This is a genomic window from Nocardioides sp. zg-1230, from assembly GCF_013155335.1.
In the GTDB taxonomy this organism is placed as follows: domain Bacteria; phylum Actinomycetota; class Actinomycetes; order Propionibacteriales; family Nocardioidaceae; genus Nocardioides.
Window position 1 is genome coordinate 41457 of sequence record NZ_JABJQZ010000001.1, and the last position, 23337, is coordinate 64793.

At 73.0% G+C, this 23337-nt stretch carries 19 protein-coding genes; 5 read left to right on the top strand and 14 right to left on the bottom strand.

Annotation, left to right across the window (positions count from 1 at the left end; all coding sequences use genetic code 11):
- Positions 1-57: 57 nt before the first annotated feature.
- From HOO61_RS00210 to HOO61_RS24700, 5 genes are read left to right on the top strand one after another with little or no spacing between them, the layout of a single operon-like run.
- Entirely contained in the window at positions 58-1635 is a 1578-nt protein-coding gene (locus HOO61_RS00210) for an acyl-CoA ligase (AMP-forming), exosortase A system-associated (protein WP_216658494.1), read from the top strand.
- Positions 1632-2858 (top strand): pyridoxal-dependent decarboxylase, exosortase A system-associated, encoded by a 1227-nt coding sequence (locus HOO61_RS00215; RefSeq protein WP_172255816.1) that lies wholly within the window; start codon positions 1632-1634, stop codon positions 2856-2858. Before HOO61_RS00210 ends, HOO61_RS00215 begins: the two co-directional genes overlap by 4 nt.
- The gene (locus HOO61_RS00220) at positions 2855-3145 is read left to right on the top strand and encodes an acyl carrier protein (protein ID WP_172255819.1); all 291 of its coding nucleotides are present in this window, start codon (positions 2855-2857) and stop codon (positions 3143-3145) included. The genes HOO61_RS00215 and HOO61_RS00220 overlap by 4 nt, the downstream gene beginning before the upstream one ends.
- A 31-nt stretch (positions 3146-3176) precedes the next feature.
- On the top strand, positions 3177-3992 hold the full coding sequence (locus tag HOO61_RS00225; protein ID WP_172255822.1) for a hypothetical protein: 816 nt from the start codon (positions 3177-3179) through the stop codon (positions 3990-3992).
- On the top strand, positions 3989-5353 hold the full coding sequence (locus tag HOO61_RS24700) for an O-antigen ligase family protein (RefSeq protein ID WP_172255825.1): 1365 nt from the start codon (positions 3989-3991) through the stop codon (positions 5351-5353). The genes HOO61_RS00225 and HOO61_RS24700 overlap by 4 nt, the downstream gene beginning before the upstream one ends.
- Here HOO61_RS24700 and HOO61_RS00235 read toward each other — a convergent pair.
- From HOO61_RS00235 to HOO61_RS00300, 14 genes are all read right to left on the bottom strand, one after another.
- Positions 5350-6936 (bottom strand): hypothetical protein, encoded by a 1587-nt coding sequence (locus tag HOO61_RS00235; RefSeq protein WP_172255827.1) that lies wholly within the window; start codon positions 6934-6936, stop codon positions 5350-5352. The two genes, HOO61_RS24700 and HOO61_RS00235, sit on opposite strands and share 4 nt — an antisense overlap.
- Positions 6933-8447 (bottom strand): oligosaccharide flippase family protein, encoded by a 1515-nt coding sequence (locus tag HOO61_RS00240; protein WP_172255829.1) that lies wholly within the window; start codon positions 8445-8447, stop codon positions 6933-6935. The genes HOO61_RS00235 and HOO61_RS00240 overlap by 4 nt, the downstream gene beginning before the upstream one ends.
- A 66-nt stretch (positions 8448-8513) precedes the next feature.
- Positions 8514-13280 carry a DUF4082 domain-containing protein gene (locus tag HOO61_RS00245; RefSeq protein WP_172255831.1) on the bottom strand — a complete coding sequence of 1589 codons (4767 nt, stop codon included), beginning with the start codon at positions 13278-13280 and terminating at the stop codon, positions 8514-8516.
- 111 nt (positions 13281-13391) lie between these two features.
- Entirely contained in the window at positions 13392-14402 is a 1011-nt protein-coding gene (locus tag HOO61_RS24705) for a glycosyltransferase (protein WP_172255834.1), read from the bottom strand.
- Entirely contained in the window at positions 14399-15529 is a 1131-nt protein-coding gene (locus tag HOO61_RS00255; protein ID WP_172255836.1) for a DegT/DnrJ/EryC1/StrS aminotransferase family protein, read from the bottom strand. The genes HOO61_RS24705 and HOO61_RS00255 overlap by 4 nt, the downstream gene beginning before the upstream one ends.
- A complete protein-coding gene (locus HOO61_RS00260; RefSeq protein ID WP_172255838.1) occupies positions 15526-16170 on the bottom strand; it encodes a NeuD/PglB/VioB family sugar acetyltransferase in 645 nt (214 codons plus the stop codon). The genes HOO61_RS00255 and HOO61_RS00260 overlap by 4 nt, the downstream gene beginning before the upstream one ends.
- A complete protein-coding gene (locus HOO61_RS00265; RefSeq protein WP_172255841.1) occupies positions 16167-17330 on the bottom strand; it encodes a DegT/DnrJ/EryC1/StrS aminotransferase family protein in 1164 nt (387 codons plus the stop codon). The genes HOO61_RS00260 and HOO61_RS00265 overlap by 4 nt, the downstream gene beginning before the upstream one ends.
- On the bottom strand, positions 17327-18334 hold the full coding sequence (locus HOO61_RS00270; protein WP_172255844.1) for an NAD-dependent epimerase/dehydratase family protein: 1008 nt from the start codon (positions 18332-18334) through the stop codon (positions 17327-17329). The genes HOO61_RS00265 and HOO61_RS00270 overlap by 4 nt, the downstream gene beginning before the upstream one ends.
- Positions 18331-19473, bottom strand: coding sequence for a Gfo/Idh/MocA family protein (locus HOO61_RS00275; RefSeq protein ID WP_172255847.1), 1143 nt, complete (start codon positions 19471-19473; stop codon positions 18331-18333). Before HOO61_RS00275 ends, HOO61_RS00270 begins: the two co-directional genes overlap by 4 nt.
- Complete coding sequence (locus tag HOO61_RS00280; protein ID WP_172255850.1) at positions 19470-20099, bottom strand: acyltransferase; 630 nt, start codon at positions 20097-20099, stop codon at positions 19470-19472. Before HOO61_RS00280 ends, HOO61_RS00275 begins: the two co-directional genes overlap by 4 nt.
- Entirely contained in the window at positions 20096-20935 is an 840-nt protein-coding gene (locus tag HOO61_RS00285; RefSeq protein WP_172255853.1) for a glycosyltransferase family 2 protein, read from the bottom strand. The genes HOO61_RS00280 and HOO61_RS00285 overlap by 4 nt, the downstream gene beginning before the upstream one ends.
- A gap of 110 nt (positions 20936-21045) precedes the next feature.
- Positions 21046-21750: a hypothetical protein gene (locus tag HOO61_RS00290; RefSeq protein ID WP_172255856.1), complete on the bottom strand. Its 705-nt coding sequence runs from the start codon at positions 21748-21750 to the stop codon at positions 21046-21048.
- 92 nt (positions 21751-21842) lie between these two features.
- Positions 21843-22448 carry an aminoacyl-tRNA hydrolase gene (gene pth, locus HOO61_RS00295; RefSeq protein ID WP_172255859.1) on the bottom strand — a complete coding sequence of 202 codons (606 nt, stop codon included), beginning with the start codon at positions 22446-22448 and terminating at the stop codon, positions 21843-21845.
- 128 nt (positions 22449-22576) lie between these two features.
- Positions 22577-23254 carry a 50S ribosomal protein L25/general stress protein Ctc gene (locus tag HOO61_RS00300; RefSeq protein WP_172255862.1) on the bottom strand — a complete coding sequence of 226 codons (678 nt, stop codon included), beginning with the start codon at positions 23252-23254 and terminating at the stop codon, positions 22577-22579.
- Positions 23255-23337 lie beyond the last annotated feature (83 nt).

The window sequence follows — 23337 nt, forward strand, 5'->3', positions numbered from 1 at the left end:
AGGACGTCGCCCCAGCCGGTCGCCGGGGGGCGGCTCCGGCACCGGAACGAGGGGGCAATGACGACGATGCGGACGCACCTGCACCACCTGCTCGAGGAGGGCGCCGTCCGCTTCGGCGACCGCCCGGCCCTGAGCCACCAGGAGACGACGCTCGACTACGCCTCGGCCTGGGACCAGGCCTGGCGCACGGGCGCCGTGCTGGCCGGCCTGGGCGTCGGGCGCGGGGACCGCGTGGCGGTCTACCTCGACAAGCGACCCGAGACCGTCGGCGGGATCTTCGGCGCCTCGGTGGCCGCCGCCGTGTTCGTGCCGGTCAACCCCGCGCTCAAGGGGTCCCAGGTGGCCTACATCCTCGGCGACTGCGACGTGCGGGTGCTCATCACGACCCGCCAGCGCTGGGAGTCGGTCCGCGACGACGCCAAGGGCTGTCGCGAGCTAGCGCACGTGCTGCTCGTCGACGCCGACCCGGACGAGGTGCCCGACGAGGACGAGGTGCGCGTCCACGACCTGCCGACCCTCCTGGGCGACGTCACCGAGCCACCGCCCCCGAGCCGGGCGGTCGACGTCGACACCGCTGCGATCCTCTACACCTCCGGCAGCACCGGCCGCCCGAAGGGCGTCGTGCTGTCCCACCGCAACCTGCTCGTCGGCGCCGAGAGCGTCTCGAGCTACCTCGCCAACGACGGGGACGACGTCATCCTGGCCGCGCTGCCGCTCAGCTTCGACGCCGGGCTGAGCCAGGTGACGACCGCGTTCGCCTCGGGGGCCCACGTCGTGCTCGTGAACTACCTCCTGGCCCGCGACGTCGTACGTCTGTGCGCGCGCCACGGCGTCACCGGGCTCACCTGCGTGCCGCCGCTCTGGATCCAGCTCGCCGCCGCCGACTGGCCGCCCGAGGCCACGGCGTCATTGCGCTACTTCGCCAACACCGGCGGCCGGATGCCCCGCTCGACCCTCACCCGGCTGCGCGAGATCTTCCCGCAGGCGAGCCCGTTCCTGATGTACGGCCTGACCGAGGCGTTCCGCTCGACCTACCTCGACCCGGCACAGGTCGACCGGCGGCCCGACTCGATCGGCAAGGCCATCCCCAACGCCGAGATCCTGGTCCTGCAGCCCGACGGCACGCCGTGCGCGCCCGGTGAGGAGGGCGAGCTCGTCCACCGAGGAGCGCTCGTCGCCCAGGGCTACTGGGGCGATGCCGAGCGCACCGCCGAGCGGTTCCGCCCGATCCCGGGTGGCCACGACTGGCGGGCACCCGAGCTGGCCGTGTGGTCGGGCGACCGGGTCGTCGCCGACGAGGAGGGATTCCTCTACTTCGTCGGCCGCACCGACGACATGATCAAGACGTCGGGCTACCGGGTGAGCCCGACCGAGATCGAGGAGGTCGCCTACGACAGCGGCCTGGTCCGCGACGCCGCGGCCCTCGGTCTGCCCGACGAGGCCCTCGGTCACCGCGTCGTGGTCGTGGTCAGCCCTGCCGCGGACGACTTCGAGCCCGAGGCGCTGCTCGCGGTCTTCCGCCGGCAGCTGCCCCGCTACATGGTGCCGGCGGAGATCGTGGTCCGCTCCGAGCTGCCCCGCTCCCCCAACGGAAAGTTCGACCGCGTCCTGCTGCGCGAGGAGCTGACCGCATGAGGACCAGTGATCACGTGGACGCCCACGGCACGGCCGGCGGGACGCTCCTGGTGGGTGGCGTACCGGTCGACCGCCTCGCCGAGCGCGTCGGGGCGACGCCGTTCTTCGCCTACGACCGCGCGATGATCTCCGCACGGGTGGCAGCGGTGAAGGCCGCGCTGCCGGATCGGATGAAGCTCGGCTACGCCGTGAAGGCCAACCCGATGCCCGCCGTCGTCCAGCACCTCGCAGGACTCGTGGACCACCTCGACGTCGCCTCCGCCGGCGAGCTCGCCGTCGCGCTCGACACGGGGCAGGACCCGGCCGCGATCAGCTTCGCCGGACCCGGCAAGACCGACGCCGAGCTGCGTCGGGCGGTGGCCGCGGGCGTGACGGTCGAGGTCGAGTCGCGCACCGAGCTGCAACGCCTCGTGCGCACCGGCAAGGAGCTCGCCCTGCGGCCGCGCGCCGCCGTACGCGTGAACCCGCCGTTCGCGGTCAAGGGCTCGGGCATGCGGATGGGCGGTGGGCCGCAGCAGTTCGGCATCGATGCCGAGGCCGTCCCGTCACTGCTCGGCGAGGTGAGCGAGCACGACGTCGACGTCGTCGGCTTCCACGTCTTCGCGGGGTCACAGAACCTCAGCGCGGCGATCCTCGGCGAGGCGCAGGAGCGCACCGTCGACCTCGTCCTCGAGCTGGCCGAGCACGTGCCCGGCACCGTGGAGTACGTCAACCTGGGCGGCGGCTTCGGCATCCCCTACTTCGAGAAGGACGAGCGCCTCGACCTCGACGCCGTCGGCCGGCGGCTCACCGAGCTCGTCGACGGTCGGCTCTCCCCGGCGCTGCCGGACGCGACCGTCGTCGTGGAGCTCGGGCGGTTCCTGGTGGGCGAGGCGGGTGTCTACGTCACCCGCGTCGTCGACGTGAAGGAGTCGCGCGGGCGCAGCTACGCCGTGGTCGACGGTGGCATGCACCACCAGCTGGCCGCCTCGGGCAACTTCGGCCAGGTCATCCGGCGCAACTACCCGCTGGCCCTCGCCACCCGGGCCCTGGACGAGCCCACCGGGCCGGTCACCGTCGTCGGCTGCCTGTGCACGCCGCTCGACCTGCTCGGCGACGAGGTCGCCCTGCCCGACACCGAGGTCGGGGACCTCGTCGTCGTCTTCCAGGCGGGCGCCTACGGCCTCACCGCCAGTCCCACCGCATTCCTCGGCCACCCCTCACCATCGGAGGTCCTCGTATGACCCAGCCCGCAGAGATCCTCACCGGCACGCACGCCGACTCCCTCCCCGGAGTGGTCGAGGTGCTCACCCGCACCCTCGGCATCGAGGACCGGGCGGGAGCGATCACCCGCGAAACCCGGCTCTTCGGCGAGCTGCCCGAGCTCGACTCGCTGGGCGTCGTGGAGCTCGCGGCCGCCCTCGAGGACCGCTTCGACATCGTCATCGAGGACGAGGACTTCACCGGCGAGGTGTTCGAGAGCGTGGGCACGCTCACCGACTTCATCGACTCCCGCCGCACCGGCGGTTGAGAACGCCCCGAGCACCGGAAGGAGAGCTGTCGTGGAGATGCGGGTCATGTGGCGGTCGCTGCGCCGCCGCTGGTACCTCGTGCTCGCGCTGGCGGTGCTGACCGTCGGCGCGACGTTCCTGGTCGCGCAACGCACCGGCGAGACCTACGAGGCGACGGGCACCGTCCTGGTCTTCCCGCCCTCGCAGGTCGAGGGACCCACCGGCGAGATGTCGGAGGAGAACCCCTACCTCTCGCTCGGTGGGGTCGGACAGGCCCGCGACGTCGTCGTACGAGCCCTGACGTCGAAGAAGGTGGGCGACGAGTTCGGTGAGGCCTACCCGGCCGGCACGACGTTCGAGATCGTCCCGGACTACACCAACAGCGCGCCGATCATCCTGTTCACCGTCGAGGCCGCCGCGCCCGACGTGGCCACCGAGGCGCTGTCCTCGCTGATCGACCGGGTCCCGGTCGAGCTCGAGAAGCTGCAGTCCGGACTGGACCTGCCGGCAGCGCAGCGCGTCACGTCCGTCGTGCTGACCCGCGACGAGGCCCCGGCCGCGACGACGAAGGCGATGATCCGGGCGGCACTGATGACGATGGCCGCGCTCGGCGGCATGGGCCTGCTCCTGATCGCCCTGGTCGACGGGTGGCTCGCCGGCCGCCGCGACCCCGACCCGGAGGACCTCGTCGTCGAGGACGCCGCCGGGCCGCCCGCCCCGGTGTCCCTGCACCCGGTGCACGCCGACGACCCGGCCCCCGGCGGACGCGACCCCGACCCTGACCCCGACCGGGGTGCGCCGGTCGAGGTGACGGCACGACTGCTGAAGCGCCGCGGGCGACGGGACCAGCGCGGCGAGGCGTCGTGACCCTCGCGGTCCAGGAGGAGGCCGGGACCGGCATCGCCCGCAGCGGCGGGGTCGACGCCGCGGCGCTCCTGACCGCCTACGTGTGCCTGCTGTGGTTCATCCCCTCCCCGATGGTCGTCAGCGCCCTGGGCAGCGCCGGCAGCCCGGCCACCCTGTTCGGCATCGGGATCTTCCTCTACTGGGCGTGGCACACCGTGCGACGGTCCGAGCGCTCCGACGGCCGATCCCACCCGGTGCGGGCGGCGATGCTCGGGCTGGTCGTGGCCATGCTGGTCGTCTACGCGCACGCCATGGCAGGCCCCCTGCCCGGTGACGAGATCAGCACCGCCGACTCGGGCCTGCTGCGCCTGCTGAGCCTCGCCGGGGTCGTGCTGCTCGCCTGCGACGGCATCAGCGGCTACGACCGGCTCGTGGTCGTCCTGCGGCGCCTCGCCTTCGCGGCGGGACTCGTCGCGCTGCTCGGCCTGGCGCAGTACGTCACCGGCGAGCTCTTCGTCGACCGGATCCGTATCCCCGGGCTCACCGCGGGCACCGAGGGGTGGACCCTCGGCACCCGGTCCGGGCGCATCAGACCGAGCGGGACGTCGATGAGCCCGATCGAGTACGGCGTCGTGCTCGGCATGACCCTCCCGCTCGTCACCGTGTGCGCGTCGGTGCAGTCGCGCTACCGGTGGCTCTTCCGCGCGATGCTCGTCGCGATGATCGCCTCGATCTTCTTCTCCATGTCCCGCTCGGCCTACCTCTGCGCGCTGGCCGGCATGATCGTGCTCGCCATGTCGTGGGACCTGCGCCGGCGCCTGCGGGCGCTCGCCTTCCTCAGCGTCGTCAGCGCGGTGATGTACGTGATGGTGCCGGGCCTGCTCGGCTCGATCCAGGGGCTGTTCTCCAACGCCGGCGAGGACCCCAGCATCGCCTCGCGCACCGGCAGCTACGACATCGCCGGCGCCTTCATCTCCAGCTCGCCCTGGGTCGGCAAGGGCTTCGGCACGTTCCTCCCGAAGTACTGGATCCTCGACAACGCCTATCTCGGCATGACGATCGAGTCCGGCCTCCTGGGCCTCCTGGCGCTGCTCACCCTGATTGTCGCGGGCCTGGTCAGCGCCCGTGGTGCGCGCGGGGTCCTCCAGGCCGAGCAGGACGCCGGCCGGGCCGCCGGGCACGACGCCGGGCGGGAGGAGCACGTGCAGTACACCCAGGCGGTGCTCGCGTCGGTCGCGGCCGGGGCGTGCGGCCTGGCGTTCTTCGACGCGTTCGCCTTCCCGCAGACGGCCGGGTGCTTCTTCCTCTTCATCGGCATCGCCGGCGCGATGCGTCGCCTCACCCGTGCGAGCGCCGCGGTGCCGTCGAGCGGGCGGGGCTAGGCGCGCGACCGCCGGAGCCGGCGTACGACGCCTCCGGGCAGCAGCAGGGCCGGACGCACCCGTCCCGCGCGCAGCAGCCGCGCCGCGGTCTCGACCCGCCGCGGCCACGACAGGAGCGGCGACACGACGTCCAACGTGCCGGCGAGGCCCTGCCCGACGCCGTTGCCCATCACCTGCAGCAGCCGCTGGTCGAGCGGCCCGGTCGCGCGCACGGCAGTGTTGGGGTCCGACGCCGGACCGGAGGCCGGCGGTGCGTCGAGCACCTTGCCGACCTGCTCGGCCCACGCCCCGTCGGCGTGGAAGCGACGCACGGCCGCGCCGGTGCTGGCACCAAGCCGGTGCCGCGCGTCGTCGTCGGCCAGGAGCCGACCCACCTCGGCCGCCAGCTCCGGTCCCGATCCGGCGACCACCAGGTCGTCGTCGAGCTCGGGGGTGTCCGCACCCAGCACCCCCAGGCGCTCGTCCGGGGACCGCAGGGTCAGCACGGGCGTGTCCAGCCACGCCGCCTCGAGCATGGAGGTGAGGGACGAGAAGGGGTAGGAGTCGACGTAGACGTCGGCGGCCTCGAGCAGCGTGTGGACGTCCGGCAGCAGGCCCCAGGCGCGCCCCAGGTCCTCCTCGGCCAGGACCGACCAGTCGCCGTCGGGGGCCGGCCCGGCGACGTGCAGCCGCGCCTCGGGGTGCTCGCGCACGACCGGGAGCAGCACGTCGAGGAGCGACTCGCCGGTGGCGGCGCCGTACTTGTAGGTGTCGGCCGCGCTGGCCACCACGAGGGCGTCCGCCGGCATGCCGAGCTCGGCGCGGGCCGCGGCCCGGGTCAGCCGGCGGTCCCGCATCACGAGGGGCCGCACGAGCAGGGTGTTGCGCGCCTCGGGGATGCCGCGGCGCTCGACGTTGAGCCTGGCCCCGCTGCTGCGCAGGTTGACCACGCGGTCGGCGACGTGGACGCCGAGCCAGAACACGTGGTCGGCGTGGTTGACCAGCACCACCTCGGGGCGCTCCCCCGGCGGCAGCGCTAGCGCGATGGCCGGGACGACGTCGTTGGGGTGGACGTGGAGCACCACCTGGTCGTGCTCGAGGGCCAGCTCGCGCAGCCGGGCGGCCCGGTCGAGAAGGTGCGGGCGGCCGTCGTCGAGGAGGGTCAGGCCGCCGGGGCCGTCGAGCACCCGGCTGATCTTGTCGGGGACGTCGCGTCCCTCCTGCCCGGTGACGCAGACGTGGTGCTCGCGGGCCCCGTCGAGCCGCAGCCAGCTGGCCAGCATCTGCGTGTGGCCCCCGGTGCCGTAGAGCTGGCTCGCCACATGGAGCACCCGGGGACGGGCAGCCGCGGGACGCGCCGGCGCGGGACCGCCCGGGCCGGGCAGGGAGGAGCCGAGCCGCCCGAGCACGTCCTCGAGAGGGCCGCTCGCGAAGACCCCGCTCGGGTTGCACCACGCGAAGGTCGCGGCCGTCGTCGCGGCCACGGCCGCCCGCTCGCTGCGGCCGCGGCGGGCGAGGGCCTCCGCGCGCTTGACGAGCCGGTCGAGGACCGCCCAGTTGTCGTCGAGGCGCTGGACGTCGCTCGGGTCGTTCATCTCGTTCATGCCTGGGCCGCCTCGATGACGGGGTCCTGCGGGGACGACGGTGCGTCGGCGACCGCGGCCCCCGACCGCAGGTCTCGCAGCTGGCGCAGCTGGTGGGGGCGCAGCGCCAGGATGCACCCGATGGCTGCCAGGCAGATGAGGCCACCGGCGAGGGTCGCCAGCAGGGGCGAGGACAGCTCCCGCGCGACGAGCGCCGCTGCGCCCGCGCCGACCGCGGCGACGAGGAGCGGGACCACGACCGCGGCACCCAGGGGTGCGATGCGCAGCCCGCAGCCGCGGAGCATGACGAGGTAGCACGGCACGACCACGACGGCCACGACGACGAGCTCCGCGACGGCGACGCCGACCACGCCGCGCTCGCGGGCGGCGAGCAGGACCGTCGGGGCCAGGACCGCGAGCCAGAGCAGCTGCACCGCGAGCAGGCGGCCCGTGCGCCTCAGCACGACCAGGAGGTCGTAGGACAGCTCGACGAAGATGCGCGCGGCCGTGACCAGCACCAGGACGGCGAAGACGTCCGCCGCCGGTGCCCACTCCGCGCCGTAGACGAAGCGGATGACGTCGTCGGCCACCGCGGCGCCGACCAGGCAGACCGGCAGGGTCACCACGGCGACGACCCGGAGCAGGGTCGTGAACGAGTCGCCGAGGCGCCGGGGGTCACCCTGCAGCCGTGAGAACACGGCCGGGGCGACGCTGCGCAGCGGCTGGGAGAACATGTTGAGCGGCCACGAGGCGAGGTTGAAGGCCAGCACGAAGTAGCCGAGCGCGGTGGCGCCGAGGGTGGCACCGACCGCGACCTGCTCGACGTAGGCGACCGCGAAGACGACGATGCTGGCGCCCGCCAGCGGGAGTCCGAAGCGCAGCAGCGGCACCACCAGCGCCCGGTCGACGTGCAGTCGGTAGGGCCGGGTGGCGTGGACGAAGAGGGCGACCCCGATCAGCGTCGCCGCGACCCGACCCCACGCCAGGCTCCAGGCCCCGAACCCGCCGAGGGCCAGACCCAGGGACAACGCGGTGCCCGACCAGGTGACGGCCTGGTCGATCACCAGGCGCCGCCGCTGCTGGAAGCGGCGCTGCAGGAGCGCGGCCGGACCCGCGACCATGCCGCTGAACACCACCGACACCGACATCAGCCGGATGATCCCGGCCGCGTCGGGGGCCCCGAGCAGGCTGGCCACGGGCTCGGCGGTGGCGTACATCGCGCAGAAGAGCAGGACGCTGCCGGCGGTCGAGATCGCGTTGACCGTGCCCAGCACCGACTCCGGGTCGCGCTCCCAGCGCACGACGGCGAGGCTGACGCCGAGCTCGTTGAAGCTCAGGACGGCGAGCAGTGCCACCATCGCCACGGCGAAGGTGCCGAACTCTCCCGGCCCCAGGATCCGGGCCATGAGCACACCGACGAGGAGCGTGCCCAGCCGGGACAGCGCCGCGTTGAGGAAGCTCCAGCCGAAGGCCCCGGCCGCGGTGCGCGCCAGTCCTCCGTGGTCGGTCTCGTCTCCGTGCTGCGTCCCCACGCCCGCACCCCCTGCTGCGTCGATGTCTGCCCCCTTGTCCAACCCGTCAGCCGCCCCGGGCCCGGATCACGGCGAGGCCGAGCGGAAGACCACGTCGACGAAGTAGTTGGTCGAGTTGTAGGAACCGGCCGGGAAGCCGCCCCCGGCGCCGTAGCGGTAGACGCCGTTGCTCCCGGACGGAGCCGTGAGCGGACCGACGGTCCGGGGCGTCGCGAAGTAGCCGGGCGAGGCCGCGTAGCGACCGACGGGTGCGTAGTAGGAGACGACGTACGTCGTTCCTGCCGTCACCGCGATCGGCGTCGCGAACGTCGCGGTCTGCCAGCCGGTCGCCGTCTCGTTGGAGAAGGTGACCTGACCGAGCCGGCTGCCGCCCGCGGTCCACAGCGATCCGACGTGCGTGCCGGTGTTGCCGGCCCCTTTGTAGAACCGGACCGCCGTGACGGTGCCGTCCTGCGAGGGCGTGAACCGGGTCCCGAGCTCGATCGGGGACGTGTCGTCCGCCGCCGCGGTGTTTGGGGTGACGTCCGCGAAGAGCGACGTGGTGCCCGCGTCGTCGAAGCCCGTGGTGAACGACCACGTCTGCGTCGCCAGGCTCGCCCCCTCGGTGGAGGCCAGCCCCGAGACCTCCACGGTGTAGCCGGTGTCGGCCGCCAGCGGCGAGGCGGGCGTGAAGGTGACAGTGCGTCCGTCGCCCGACAGCGCGGCCGTGCCGGCGACCGGCGTGCTGCCGTGGGAGAGGCTCATCGACCAGCCCGTGGCGAGCGGGGCGGACACGGTCAGCGACGGCTTGGCCGTGACCGAGACCTGGCCGGCTCCGGACTGCGGTGTCCTGCCCTCGACCGTGAGGGAGGGAGCAGCACGCTCGAACAGCACGTCGACGAAGTAGTTGGCCGCACCGAAGGTGTAGGCCGGGAAGCCACCCGTGGAGGAGTAGCCGTAGCGGCCGTTGTTGGTCGCCGGCGCCGTCAGGTCACCCCGGGTCAGCGGGCTGCTGAAGAAGCCCGACGTCACCGAGTAGTGGCCCTGCGGCGCGAAGTAGGAGACGACGTAGGTCGTGCCAGCCGTGACCTCGAGCGGTTGCGCGAGCGTCGCGGACTGCCAGCCGGTGGCCGTCTCGTTGGTGAAGGTGACGGTCGCCAGGCGGGATCCGCCGGCCGACCAGATCGAGCCGGTGTGGGTGCCGTTGTTGCCGACGCCCTTGAAGAACCGGATCGCCTTGATCGTGCCGTTGCGCGACGGGGTGAAGGCCATGCCGAGCTCCAGCGGCGCGCCGTCGTCGGCGGCGGCCGTGTCGGGCACGACGTCACCGAGCAGCGTCTGGTTCTGCAGCGTCTCGGCCGACCTGGTGCGGAACGTCCAGGTCTGCGTGCCGAGGACGGCGCCGTCCGCCGTGGTCACCCCGGCGAGGGTGACGGTGACGTCCGCCCCGGCCGGCATCAGCGCCGACGGCGTCCAGGTGATCCGCTGCCGGTCGGCGGACAGGACCGCGTTGCCCGCGACGGCGCCGCCCGCGTCGACCGCCAGCGACCAGCCGGGCTCGACCTGGTCGGACAGGTCGACGACGACCTTGCTGCCCCGCGGGACGTCGAGGGCGCCCGGGGCGGGCGACTGCGACGTGATCGCGATGCTCGGCGGCGTCTTCTCGAAGACCACGTCGACCATGTAGTTGGTGCTGGACTGGCCGGCAGGGAAGCCGGGGGCATAGGTGTAGGCGCCCGCCGTCGAGCCCACCCGCAGCGGGGCCCAGGACAGGTCACGCTCGGAGAACGCGTTGAGCGTCGCCGAGTAGCGCCCCGTCGTGGAGCGGTAGGCCACCGTGTAGGGCGTGTTCTTCGCGATCGGGACCGGGGTGGAGAAGTTCAGCTGCTGCCATCCGCTGGCCGACTCGTTGGTGAACGTCCCGGACGCCAGCTCGACGCCGTTCTGGTTCCACAGCGACCCCACGTGGGCACCGGTGTTGCCCGGCGACTTGTAGAAGCGGACGCCGGTGACGACGCCCTTCACGTCGGAGCTGAACCTCGTGCCCAGCGTCAATGGCACGCCGTCGTTGATCTCGAGGATCGTGGGCGTGGTCTCGTCGCTGAACAGCGAGCAGGGGCAGACCCCGGGCGGGTTCGGCGGCTTCGCGGTCGTGAACGACCAGGTAGCACCTGAGGCGATCGGGTTGCCCAGCGTGTCCGTGCCCGACAGCGTCGCGGTGTGGCGGACGTACGACGCCAGCGGCGCGCTCGGCGTGAAGGTGATCGTGCGCGTGGTCGCGTCGTAGGACCGCGTGCCGGCGATGGTGGCGCCGTTGGAGTCGACCAGGGTGATGCCGGGCGTGCCGGCCGCCATCGGCTTGGAGAAGCGGGCCGAGACCGTCGTCGTGGCCGGGATGGCGCTCGACCCGGGCGCGGGCGAGTGGCTCATGCCGATGAGCGGTGAGTCGTCGGTGGCCGAGAAGGTCACGTCGACGAAGTAGTTGGCCCACTGGTAGCTCGAGGACGGCATCGTCCCGGCACCGCCGAACACCCCGGGGGGCTGGGCGCCCCACCCACCCGCGACCTGCATGGCGCCGGTGTCGATGCCGCGGTAGACGAACGCCCACGACTCCGAGGCGTAGTGACCCCGCGGAGCGGTGTAGGAGACCGTGTAGTTGGCGCCGGCGGTCAGCGGGACGGCCTCCGCGAAGGTGGCCGTCTGCCAGCCGGTCGCGGTCTCGTTGGCGAAGGTCACCTGGGCCAGGCGCTGCCCGTTGGGACCCCACAGCGAGCCGACGTGCGTGCCGGTGTTGCCCGCACCCTTGTAGAACCGCACGCCCGTCGCGAAGCCGTCGACGACCGGCGTGAAGCGCAGGCCCAGCTCCACGCCGACGTTGTCGTCGGTGTCGGGGACGGGCGGCGTGACGTTGCCCAGGATGCTGCAGGGGCACGTCACCGAGAAGCTGCGGGTGGCCGGGGTGCCGATGTTGGCGCTGTCGTCGATGGCGCGCACCATCACGGCGCTGTTGCCGCGTCCCTTCTGCACGAAGCTCGCGGTCCAGGACGTGGTGCCGGTCGCGGCCTTCCAGGTGGCGCCGCCGTCGGAGGAGACCTCCACCCCGGCCACCCGGCCCGCTGCGTCGGCGGCGGTGCCCGTGACGGTGACGACGTCACCGTTCTTCTGCGCCGCGTCGGCTGCCGGCGTGGAGATCGTGACGGTGGGACCGGCGGTGTCCGTCGACTTCGTGGCTGCGGCGAGCCCGGCCATCAGCGTCGTCGGCTGCACACCCATGTCGGCGAGCAGGTTGACCTGGGCCTGCTGCATGCGGGAGTCGGCGACGTTGTCGGGGTACTCCGAGTCGTGCTCGGCGTCGAGCCCGTAGCTCCACTGCACGGTGCCCGCGCTGAAGACCAGTGCCCCGCTCGGAGCCTTGTAGAGCGTCAGGTGGTGCTTGGTCGAGCCGGGGTTCACCGTGTTGCCGAAGTCGCGCAGGTACTCCGGCACCGCACCGGTGGTGGTGGAGAGCTTGACCAGGCCCGGTGGACCGAAGCCGTTGTCCAGCGGCTCGTTGGACTCGTACCCGACCGTGTGCGGCGCGAGGGTCGTCGACGAGCCGGTCATGCTGGCGAGGCCCGTGTTGCGCCAGAGCCGCAGCTTGCCCTCGTCCTGCCGCACGGTCATGGCGAGGTCGCTGAAGTTGACCATGTAGGCGGTGCCGATCAGCCCGTTCTCGGGCGACCCGCCGCCGTTGGCGGGCGAGGCGAAGCGCGGGTCGCGCCACGTGCCGGTCCACTCGCTGCTGGGGTCGATCTTCGCGTTGCCCCAGGTCTCCTTGTAGGACACGAGCGTGCGGTAGGGGGTGCGCGAGGAGTCGGCGGAGGGCTCGTAGCGGGTGCGCCAGTACATCTCGTTGCCGGCGAGGAACTGGAGGTTGACCCCCGCGTCCCGGGCCGCCTGGACGTTGGCGCGCTGACGGCCGCTCCAGTACTCGTCGTGGCCGACGGAGAGGTAGACCTTGTGGTTGGTGAGGAGGTTGCCCCGGCGGTCGGTGTCGACGCCGGCCATGTAGGAGACGTCGTAGCCGTTGCGCTCGAGGAAGCGCACGGCGGCGTACTCGGGACCGAAGTAGAAGTCGCGCCCGGCCGCAGTGCCGCGGGTCAGGAACGGACGGTTGTAGCTCAGCTTGTAGGCACGCCCGTGGGCACCGCCCTGGTAGAAGCTGGAGCCGCCGTAGGTGTTGTAGGCGTGCCACGTGGTGTCGGCGGTCTGGAAGACGATGTCGGAGGTGCTGGCGTCGTCGCGGACGATGAAGGTGATGTGGCTCGAGTCGCCGTTGCTGCGCTTGAGGTGGGCGACGTAGACGCCCGACACGGCGGTCGTCGGCACGTTCCACGACGCCGAGACGCCCCAGTTGCCGCAGTCGTAGAGCTCGGTGGTGGCGTCGGTGATGCAGTTGGGCTGGTTCTGCGGCAGCGACGCACTCGGCGTCACCGACGTGATCTTGCGGGCGCCGAGGCCCTGGTACCACCCGGTGCGGTAGATGTCGATCGTGTAGGCCGAGGCATCGGTCTTGATCTTGAAGTCGACGCGCTGGCCGATGTTGACCGAGATGTCGGTGGCGAATCCCTGGATGGAGGAGTCACCCGCAGCGTTGATGTCCCAGATCTCCGGATCGGTGCCGGGCTTGGAGTTCTCGCACGCCACCTTGTTGCCCGACGGACCGCACGGGTCCGCGGCGTTGGCCGGTGACGGCCCGCCCAGCAGCGCCGGTCCCACCAGCGCGTTGAGTGCCGCGACGAGCGCCAGCACCACGACCTTCAACGTCCAAGCACGCCCGAGACCCCACTTGCGATTCCCAGCAGTGCTGGCCATCTCCACCCCACCCTTCACGGCACGCCACTGCGCACCACCGTCCTGATCCTGTTGCCGCGGCATCCCGAGCGGGCAGCGAGGGGGCCGATATCCCCCATATGGAATACGGCGTCAGAGCTCGGCCACCGAGGCCGCTGGAGCCACGGAGGCCACGGCTGCTCGCGAACGCTGGCGCGGGATCCGCAGCCCGCTGATGTGCAGGGGTGGCGGGTCGCTCACCTTGGTGACCGTGCGGCCGGCCGCGGCCACGAGGTCGCGCGCCTTGAGGCTGTCGGCGTCGCGGGAGATGCACAGGTCACGGAGCGCGAGCTCGAGCGCGATCGTGAGCTGGTGGTCGTCGACGTGCTCGCCGTGCATCGCGCGGCGGGGCACCAGGATCGGGCACTTGCCGTTCTCCAGGGCCATCAGCGCGATGCCGGTGCCGGCGTGCGCGACGACGACGTCCGCGGCCCGGATCGCGGCCGCCATCTCCTCCGACGGCACCCGCTCCCGGCCGTCGATGCCGAGGCCCGTGACGTCGGTGCCGCCGGTCTGCCACAGCACCTCGGCGTCGGCCGGGACCAGGGGCACCAGCCGGTCGAGGAGCCGGCGGAACCCGTAGCCGTCCTGCGTGCCGAGGCTCACCACGATCGACCGCACCGGACGCTCGGCGGCCGGGGCCGTCTCGTAGAGCTCCCACGGCGAGGCGAGGAACTGCCAGTGCCCGCGCGCCAGCGCGCTGGACTGGCTGAAGGTGGTGATGCCCGGCACCATCGCGAGCGCGCGGCCGGACAGGGACGGCGCGTCGAGCCGGGTGGCACTCTCGATGTAGACCGTCTCGATGCCGCGCAGGCGCGCCTGGGGCAGCACCGCGAGCGCCAGCGCCGCGCCGGTGCTCACGACCAGCGACACGTCGTGGTCGTTGAAGAGTGCCCGGCAGGCCATCGCGTTGCGGGCCAGGGCGCGGGTGTCGCGGGGCGGGCACGGCAGGGCCCAGTGGACCCTCTCCCCCGCCAGCAGGGACTCGGTCTGCGGGGTGCGGGGCGTCACCCACACCACGTCGTCGCCCACGCCGAGCCGCGGCCGCAGGGTGTGCAGCTGCATCAGGTGGCCGCCGTCGTTGGCGACGAGGAGCGTGGTCACGGCCGGCCACCCGCCACGGCGTCGGCCAGCACCTCGACGACCCGGTCCTGCTGCGCCTCGGTGAGGTGCGGGTGCATCGGCAGCGACAGGATCTCCCCGGCGGCGGCCTCGGCGACGGGAGCCGTCCCCGGTCCGAGACCGAGGTGGGCGTAGGCACCGGTCCGGTGCACCGGGTAGGGGTAGTGGATGCCCGCACCGACGCCGGCCCGGCCGAGCTCGGCCAGCACCCGGTCGCGCTCGGCGACCCGGACGACGTAGAGGTGCCACACGTGCTGCCCCTCCGCGCCGGGAAGCGGGCGTCGTACGCCGTCCACGTCGGCCAGGAGGCTGTCGTAGCGGGCGGCGGCGCGCACGCGCAGCTCGTTCCACTTCTCGAGCCGATCGAGCTTGGCGCGCAGGTAGACCGCCTGCACGGTGTCGAGCCGGGAGTTCATGCCGATCACGTCGTGCACGTAGCGCGTCGAGGAGCCGTGGTTGCGCAGGCGCCGCACCTCGGCCGCGATCGTCGCGTCGTCGGTGGTGACCGCGCCGGCGTCGCCGGCGGCGCCGAGGTTCTTGCCGGGGTAGAAGCTGGTCGCCGCGACCGTGCCGAGCGCGCCGGCGCCGCGCCCGGCGAGCCGGGCACCCTGCGACTGGGCGGCGTCCTCCACGAGCGGCACGCCTGCGTCGCCGCAGATCTGCGCGAGCCGCTCCATCGGCGCGAGCTGGCCGAAGAGGTGCACGGCCACGACGGCCTGCGTGCGGTCGGAGATCGCGTCCTCGACCTGGTCGGGGTCGATGAGCAGGCGCTCGTCGTCGCAGTCCACGAGCACCGGCACCGCGCCGATGCGCGAGACTGCCTCGGCGGTGGCGATGAACGTGTTGGCCGGGATGACGACCTCGCCCTCCGGCCCGACCCCCGCGGCCCGCAGCGCGAGCTCCAGCGCGTCCGTGCCGTTGGCGACGCCGACGCAGTGGCCGACGTCGACGAACGCGGCGTACTGGTGCTCGAAGTCGGCGACGGGCGGCCCGTCGACGAACGCGGTCGCGGCGAAGACCGCGCCGATCCCCGCCTCCACCTCGGCCGCGATCTCCGCGTGCTGCGAGGCGAGGTCGACGAAGGGGACGGTGCTGCTGTTGCTGCTCATGCATGGACTCCTGTCCGGATCGGTCGGGCGGGGACTCCCACCCAGGTCTCTCCTGCGGGTACGTCGTCGAGGACCACCGAGCCCATCCCGACGGTGGCGTCGGCCCCGATGCGCACGCCCTCGCGCACGGAGGCGTTCATGCCGAGGTAGGCGGCCTCGCCGACCTCGACGTCGCCGCCGAGGGACACCCCGGCGCAGAGGGTGGCGTAGTCGGCGACGGTGCAGCCGTGCGTGAGCGTCACGTGCGGCATCAGCACGACGTGCTCGCCGACCTCCACGTCGGCGGTCAGCACCACGCCGTCGAGGGCGATCGAGCCGCGGCCGACGTGGCAGCTGCCGGGCAGCACGAGGCGCGGGTGGAGCAGCGAGGCGTAGCGCGACGGGTCGAGGCCCACCATGGCGAGCCGGGTGGCGACCCGGCGGCGGAGCCTGCCCTTGCCGAGGGTGAGGACGACCTCGTGGTCGACCAGCCCGGTCACCAGGTCGACGCCGCCGAGCACCGGCGCGAGGCCGTGCAGGGTGCCCCACCGGGCGGGGTCGTCGTCGACGACCTGGACCGGGCCGTCGTGCTGGACGAGGACGGCGACCGCGGTCGCCTCCCGGGCCAGCCCGCTCGCGCCGACCAGGACCAGCCCGCTCACGAGCGTCCGGCCGACCCGAGCGCGTCGCACACCCGCTGGTGCTCGGCGTCGCTCATCTGGTGGAACAGCGGCAGGACCAGCGTCGCGTCGGTGAGCCGCTCGGTGACGGGGAGGGGCGCGTGGGGGCGGTCGGCGTGCGCCGGCTGCCGGTGGGCGGCCATGATCCCGCGTCGCGCCGAGATGCCGGCGGCGGCGAGGTGCTCCATCATCTGCTCGCGGTCCATCGGGTGCTCGGGCAGGACCTCGAGCCAGCAGGACTGGAAGTTGGTGGTGCCCCAGGCGGGGTCCCCGACCAGCCGGAGGCCGGGCAGGTCGGCCACCGCGTCGGCGTACCTCGCGGCGAGCTCACGGCGACGCACGACCATCTCGGGTAGCCGGCCCAGCTGGACCAGCCCGACCGCGGCCTGGAGGTCGGTCATCCGGAAGTTGAACCCGACCTCGTCGAAGCTCTCGGGCGGTGCGAGCAGGCTCGCGTGCCGGTCGGCTGCCGAGACGCTCATCGCGTGCTCGCGCAGGCGGCGGGCGCGGTCGGCCCAGTCGGCGCGCGAGGTGGTGAGCATCCCGCCCTCGCCGGTGGTGAGCAGCTTGCGGGGGTGGAAGGACCAGGTCGCGAGCTCCGCCTCCGCCCCGACCGGACGACCGTGCGAGGTGGACCCGGCCGCGCAGGCCGCGTCCTCGACGACCGTGATGCCGAGCGGGTCGCACCAGGCGCGGATCGCCCGCAGGTCGAGGGGGACGCCGCCCTGGTCCACGGCGATCACCGCGCGCGTCCGCGGGGTGACCACCGTGGCGATCGTGGCAGGCGTGAGGTTGCCGGTGACGGGATCGACGTCGGCGAAGACCGGCGTGGCCCCGACGTAGATCGGCGCGTTGGTGGTGGCGACGAACGAGAACGACGGCACGACGACCTCGTCGCCCGGGCCGACACCGGCGACGACGAGGGCCAGGTGCAGCGCTGTCGTGCAGCTGCTGAGCGCGACCGCGTGGGCGACCTGCTGGGACTCGGCGAACGCGGCCTCGAACTCGGCCACCCGGGGCCCCTGGGCGACCCAGCCGGAGCGCAGCACCTCCGAGACGGCGGCGACCTCCTCCTCGCCCAGCCACGGCTGCATCACGTTGATGCGCGTGAGCTGCTGCTCCACCTCGTGGTCGATGCTCATCGCGCCACCGCCACGACACGTCCCGCGGCGATCTGCTCGCGCTGCGGTCGCCACCACTCCACGAGCTGGCGCAGGCCGTCCTCGAGGCCGGTGGTGGCGGTGAAGCCGAGGTCGCGCTCGGCCGCGCGCGTGTCGGCGAGGCGGCGTACGACACCGTTGACGCCGCGCTCGGGCCCGTGCTCGACGGGCAGGTCGGAGCCCATCACCCGCAGCAGGGTCTCGGCCAGCCCCAGCAGGCTGGTCTCCTCGCCGCGGGCGACGTTGTAGACACCCTCGACCACCCCACTGGACGCCGCCAGCACGTTGGCCCGCGCGATGTCGGTGGTGAAGACGAAGTCCATGGTCTGGCGGCCGTCGCCGAAGATCAGCGGCGGCAGCCCGTCGTCGATGCGCTCCATCCACCGGACCAGGACCTCGGTGTAGAGGCCGTGCACGTCCATCCGGGGGCCGTAGACGTTGAAGTAGCGCAGCGCGACGTAGTCGAGGCCGTTCATCGCCCGGAAGCTGCGCAGCATGCCCTCGTTGAAGGTCTTGGCGGCGCCGTAGAACGTGTCGTTGTCGTAGGGGTGCTGGTGCTCCGGGGTCGGGAACTCCTCGGCCAGCCCGTAGACCGACGCCGACGACGCGGCCACGACCTTGTCGACGCCGGGCGTCGTGGCCGCGGCCTCGATGACGTTGAAGGTCCCGTCGACGAGCACCTCGAGGGCGAGCCGGGGCTCCTCGGCGCACTGGGTGATCCGGATCGCGGCCTGGTGGAAGACGACGTCGCAGCCGCTGGTCAGGTCGTGCACCAGGTCGCGGTCGCGGATGTCGCCCCGCACCAGGACCAGGTCGGCCCCGTCGCGCCCGAGGGCGTCGGCGAGGTTGGCCTCACGCCCCCGGACGAAGTTGTCGAGCACCCGCACCTGCGCGGCCCCGGCATCGAAGAGCTGGTCGACCAGGGTGGACCCGATGGTGCCGGCACCGCCGGTCACCAGCGCGGTCGCTCCTGCGAGCGCGGTCATCGCGCACCCTCCATCACGGACTCGGACGCCGACGCCGACTCGGATGCGGTCGCACCGGCCTGGCGCGGCACCGGCGGCGGGCCGGCCGGGACCGGCAGCGTGGCGTCGTACGACGTCGGGGCGCGGTCGGCCAGCCGCTGCGAGGCGGCCTCGAGCACCTCGAGGACGCGGAGGCCGGAGCGGCCGTCGGTCAGCGCCGGACGGCCCTCGCGGATGGCCCCGGCGAACTCGGTGACCATCGACCCCAGCGCCTCACGCTCGGGCAGCGCCGGCGACCAGGTGTCGCCGAGGCGGTAGGAGACGGTGGAGGCGGCGCGGTCGGCGCCGGCGACCGAGGTGCGAGCCAGGTCGACGCCGCGGTCGTAGATGCTGAGCCGCTGCTGCGGGTTGAGGTCGTCCCACACGAGCGTGCGGCGCGAGCCGCCGATCACCATCTGGCGGATCTTCGTGGGGCTCAGCCAGTTGACGTGCACGTGGGCGAGACCGTCGTCCGGCAGCGGCAGGGTGAGGTGGCCGACACAGGCGCGGCCGGCGCCGATGGGGTCGGCGCCGGTCGCACCGATGCCCGTGGTCGGCAGACCGCCCGGCAGCACGAAGTCGAGGATCGCGAGGTCGTGGGGCGCGAGGTCCCAGAGCACGTCGATGTCGGGCTGCACCAGCCCGAGGTTGATCCGCACCGAGTCGACGAAGTGCACCTGGCCGAGCTCGCCGCTGCTGACGAGGTCGCGCATCTTCTGCACTGCCGGCGTGTAGCAGTAGGTGTGGTCGGTCATCAGGACCAGGCCCTGCGCGTCCGCCAGGTCGACCATCGTGCGGCCGCGGGTCACGCTGTCGGCCAGCGGCTTCTCCACGAGCACGTGCTTGCCGGCGCTGAGCGCCTGCAGCGCCAGGCCGTGGTGCGTACGGGCCGGGGTGGCGATGGCGACCGCGTCGATCCGCGGGTCGTCGAGCACCCGCTCCACGCTGTCGGTGACCTCGACGTGCGGGCCGGCAACCCGGCGCGCCCGCTCGAGGTCGAGGTCGCAGACCAGCTCGAGGTTCCAGTCGGGGGAGCCGCCGAAGTTGCGGACCAGGTTGGGGCCCCAGTAGCCGGCGCCGATGACGGCGATGCCCAGCGGGCCGGGAGTGCGGGTGCTCATCGTGCTTCCTCCAGTCGGCCGTCGACCTCCACGTAGACCTCGCCGGTGACCGGGCAGATCCACCGGTCACGGTTGTCCGAGACGAGCGGGACGCCGCTGCGGCCCACCCAGCCGATCCGCCGCGCGGGCGAGCCGACGACGAGCGCGTGCGCGGGCACGTCGCGGGTGACGACCGAGCCGGCTCCGACGCTGGCCCACCGGCCGATCCGCACCGGGGCGACGCACACCGCACGGGCCCCGACGGACGCACCCTCCTCGATCGTGACGCCGACGGGCTCCCAGTCCTCGGCGCCCTTGCGCCGGCCGTCGGTCGTGACGGCGCGGGGGTAGGTGTCGTTGGTGAGCACGACCGCGGGGCCGATGAACACGCCGTCGCCCAGGACGGCCGGTTCGTAGACCAGCGCCTGGTTCTGCACCTTGCAGCGCTCGCCGATGCGCGCCCCGGGGCCGACGTAGACGCCGCGCCCGAGGATGGTGCCGTCGCCCACCTGCGCTCCCGAGCGGACGACGGTCTGGTCCCAGACCTGCGCGCCGGGACCGACGCGGGCGCCGTCCTCGACGGTCGCGGTGGGAGCGACGAGGGCGCGGTCCCGGGAGCGGGGACGTGCGTTGGACACTGAGGTCATGTGCGTGAGCTTTCGTCTCGTTGCCAGGTGGTGAAGTCCCCGGACCTCAGCGCCCCGCGGGCGCCGATCCGGGCGGCGACGTGGACGGCCACGAACACCGGGAGTCGGAGGGCCAGGCCGGGCCGGGTGACGGCGAGGCCGAGCAGGGTGCGCGCGCTGGTGCGCGAGCCGGGGCGTCGTACGCCGAGCTGGCCGGCCTGGCTGTTGCCGGTCGCGATGCGGATGCGGCGGCGGACGAGGTCGCGGACGGTGCGCGGCGGGTGCACCACGGCGACGGCGCCCGGCACGACACGGCGCTCGTCGTGGCTGAACGAGTCGGACATGCCGAGGTCGTCGCTCATCATCTGCGGGAGCGCGGTGACCCGCGCCTGTCCCAGTTCGGAGAGGACGACGACGCCGCGGCCGAAGAGGCCGGACTCGACCTGGGGCAGCGCCTCCCAGACGTCGTAGTACCACCGCACCCAGCGCGAGCACCCCGTGCGCGGCACGTCGCGGCGCGGGGCGGTGGCGAGGACCTCCTCGCGGGCGATCGGCTCGATGAGGCGGAGCGCGGCGGCGCCGTCGAGCTCGATGTCGGCGTCGAGGTGGATGCGGGGGAAGACGTCGGTGGCGGCGTTGCCGACCCGGACGGCCTCGACCTTCGACGGCTGCGGGATCTCGATCACGCGGGCGCCGGGGTCGGCGGCGCGCGCCACGTCGGCGGTGTCGTCGGTGCAGCCGTTGCAGACCACGACCACGTCGAGGTCGGCCCCGGTGCCCTGACGCAGCGCGCGCAGGTTGCGACCGATCGTGGCCGCCTCGTTGTGGGCGGGTATGACGACGCTGGCGACAGCCATCTCACTCCCCCGACTCGCGTGCGGGCCCCACGCCCGACACGATCCGATCTTGTGGACCGCGAGCGCCCGGACGGACCGCGCACGGGGGCTTTCGCCCATTTTGGGGAGCCCTACCGGGCGGCCGCGGCGAAGCTGATGTCGGCCGACCGGAGGTCGCGCAGGTGAAGGACGAGGAGGTCGAGCTCGGCCACCGACCAGGTGTCGTCGATCGCGACGCCGGACGCGGTGGTGCGCAGGGCGCGGTAGAGCGCGAGGGGCTGCTTGCGCAGCTCGGCGTGCAGCGTGCCCTCCAGCACCAGGCGCAGGTAGTCGTGCTGGGCGACGGGGGCGGAGCCGTAGCGGTAGGAGGCGTCGACGTCGTTGTCGGCGGCCAGCTCGGCGAAGGTCTGCCAGTCGATCGTCATCACGTGGTCGACACGACGGTCCACGGTCGACTCCACCGCCGCCACCGCGGCGCTCGCAGGCCGGGCACCCAGGCCCACCCGGTCGTCGTACGGCATCGGGACCGACTCCACCCGGGCACTGCGCCCGTCGGCGTCCACCTCGACCAGCATCACCGACTCGACCGACTGCTCCCCCGGCAGCCACGACACGTCCGCGGCCCCCTCCCGACTGCCGCCGGGACGGGTCCCGACCATCAGGATCGTGTCGCCGGGCGCAGGGGGTGGTCGGCCGGCCAGGCCGTCGAAGGCGCCGTCGATGCGCCCCATCCCGCTGGCGAGGTGGAGGTTGAGCCCGACGGCCGCGGCGAGGCCGAGCACGCCGAGCAGCGTGACGACCGCCAGCAGGCGGCGCAGCCGCGAGCGCTGTGCCATCGAGGTCCCCCGTCCGTCCCGTCCTCCGACGCTAGGCGGGGTCGGGGGTCGACCTCATGCCCCAAACGGGGGACGGTCCAGCGGGGTCCGGACTAGGAGTTGAAGCGCTGCTGGGTCTTCTCGAGGCCGTCGGTGATGAGCGACTCGACCGCGTCGGCGGCGTCTGAGACCTGGAACGGCAGCTCCTTGCGCTCGACGGTCGAGTAGTTGGACAGCACGAAGTCGGCGACGTCCTGGCGGCCGGGCGGGCGCCCGATGCCGGCGCGCACGCGGTGGAAGTCACCGGTGCCGAGCGAGGAACGCATCGACTTCAGCCCGTTGTGGCCGTTGTCGCCGCCACCGAGCTTGATCCGCAGCGTGCCGAAGGCGATGTCGAGCTCGTCGTGGATCGCGATCACGTGGTCGGGGGCGACCTTGTAGAACGTGGCCAGGGCCTTCACCGGCCCGCCGACCTCGTTCATGTAGCTGCGAGGACGGGCGAGCACCACGCGGGGACCGCCGAGGGACAGCCGTCCCTCGACGACGTCGGCGCGCCCCGACTTGTGGCTCCTGAACGACGACCCCATGCGCGAGGTCAGCTCGTCGGCGACCAGGTAGCCGACGTTGTGGCGGTGCCCGGCGTAGGTCGGACCGGGGTTGCCGAGCCCGACGACCAGCCACACGTCGCCCGAGGCAGGGGCGTCAGTCACGGAGTCCATCCTTCCATCCAGCGGCGACCGGGCACTTCCTCGCGCTCCAAAGCGCCGACCGGGCGATTCCTCGCGCTGTAGCGCGAGGAATCGCCCGGTCAGTGTGATCCAGCGCGAGGAAGTGCCCGCTCAGTGGGTCACTCGGAGTCGGTGCCCTCGGCAGCGTCCTCGGCGGGAGCCTCGGCGCCCTCGGTCTCGGCCTCGGGCGCGTCGTGCTCGATGCCGGCCTCGGCCTCGGCATCCTCCAGCTCGGCCTCGAGGGCCTCGGCGGAGATCTGCTGGGTCACGTTGACGATGAGGAGCTCCTCGTCGGCGAGCAGCGTGGTGCCCGACGGCAGGTCGAGGTCCTTGGCGTGGACCTGGGTGCCGACCTCGGCGCCCTCGACCGACACCTCGAAGAACTCGGGGATGTGGGTGGCCTCGGCCTCGACGGAGACGACCGCGTTCTCGGTGACGACGAGGGTCTCGGCGGCGGCGTCGCCCACGACGTGGATCGGGACGTCGACGGTGACCTTCTCGCCGCGCTTGACCGCGACGAAATCGACGTGCTCGATGACGCGGCGGATGGGGTCGATCTGCACGTCCTTGGTCAGGGCGAGCTGCTCGGAGCCCTCGACGTCGAGCGCGAGGAGCGCGTTGGCGCCGCCGTGCTTGAGGGCCATCATCGTCTGGTGGCCGGGCAGGATGACGTGGACGGGCTCGTTGCCGTGGCCGTAGATGACGGCGGGGATCTTGTCCTCGCGGCGGATGCGGCGCGCGGCGCCCTTGCCGAACTCGGTGCGGGACTCGGCGGCGATCTTCTCGGGGGCAGACATCGTTGTTCTCTCCGTACGTCGGTGTGGGGTTCGTGGGCCTCGGCCGGAGACGACGAACGCCGCGCTCCGGATCGGGGGCGCGG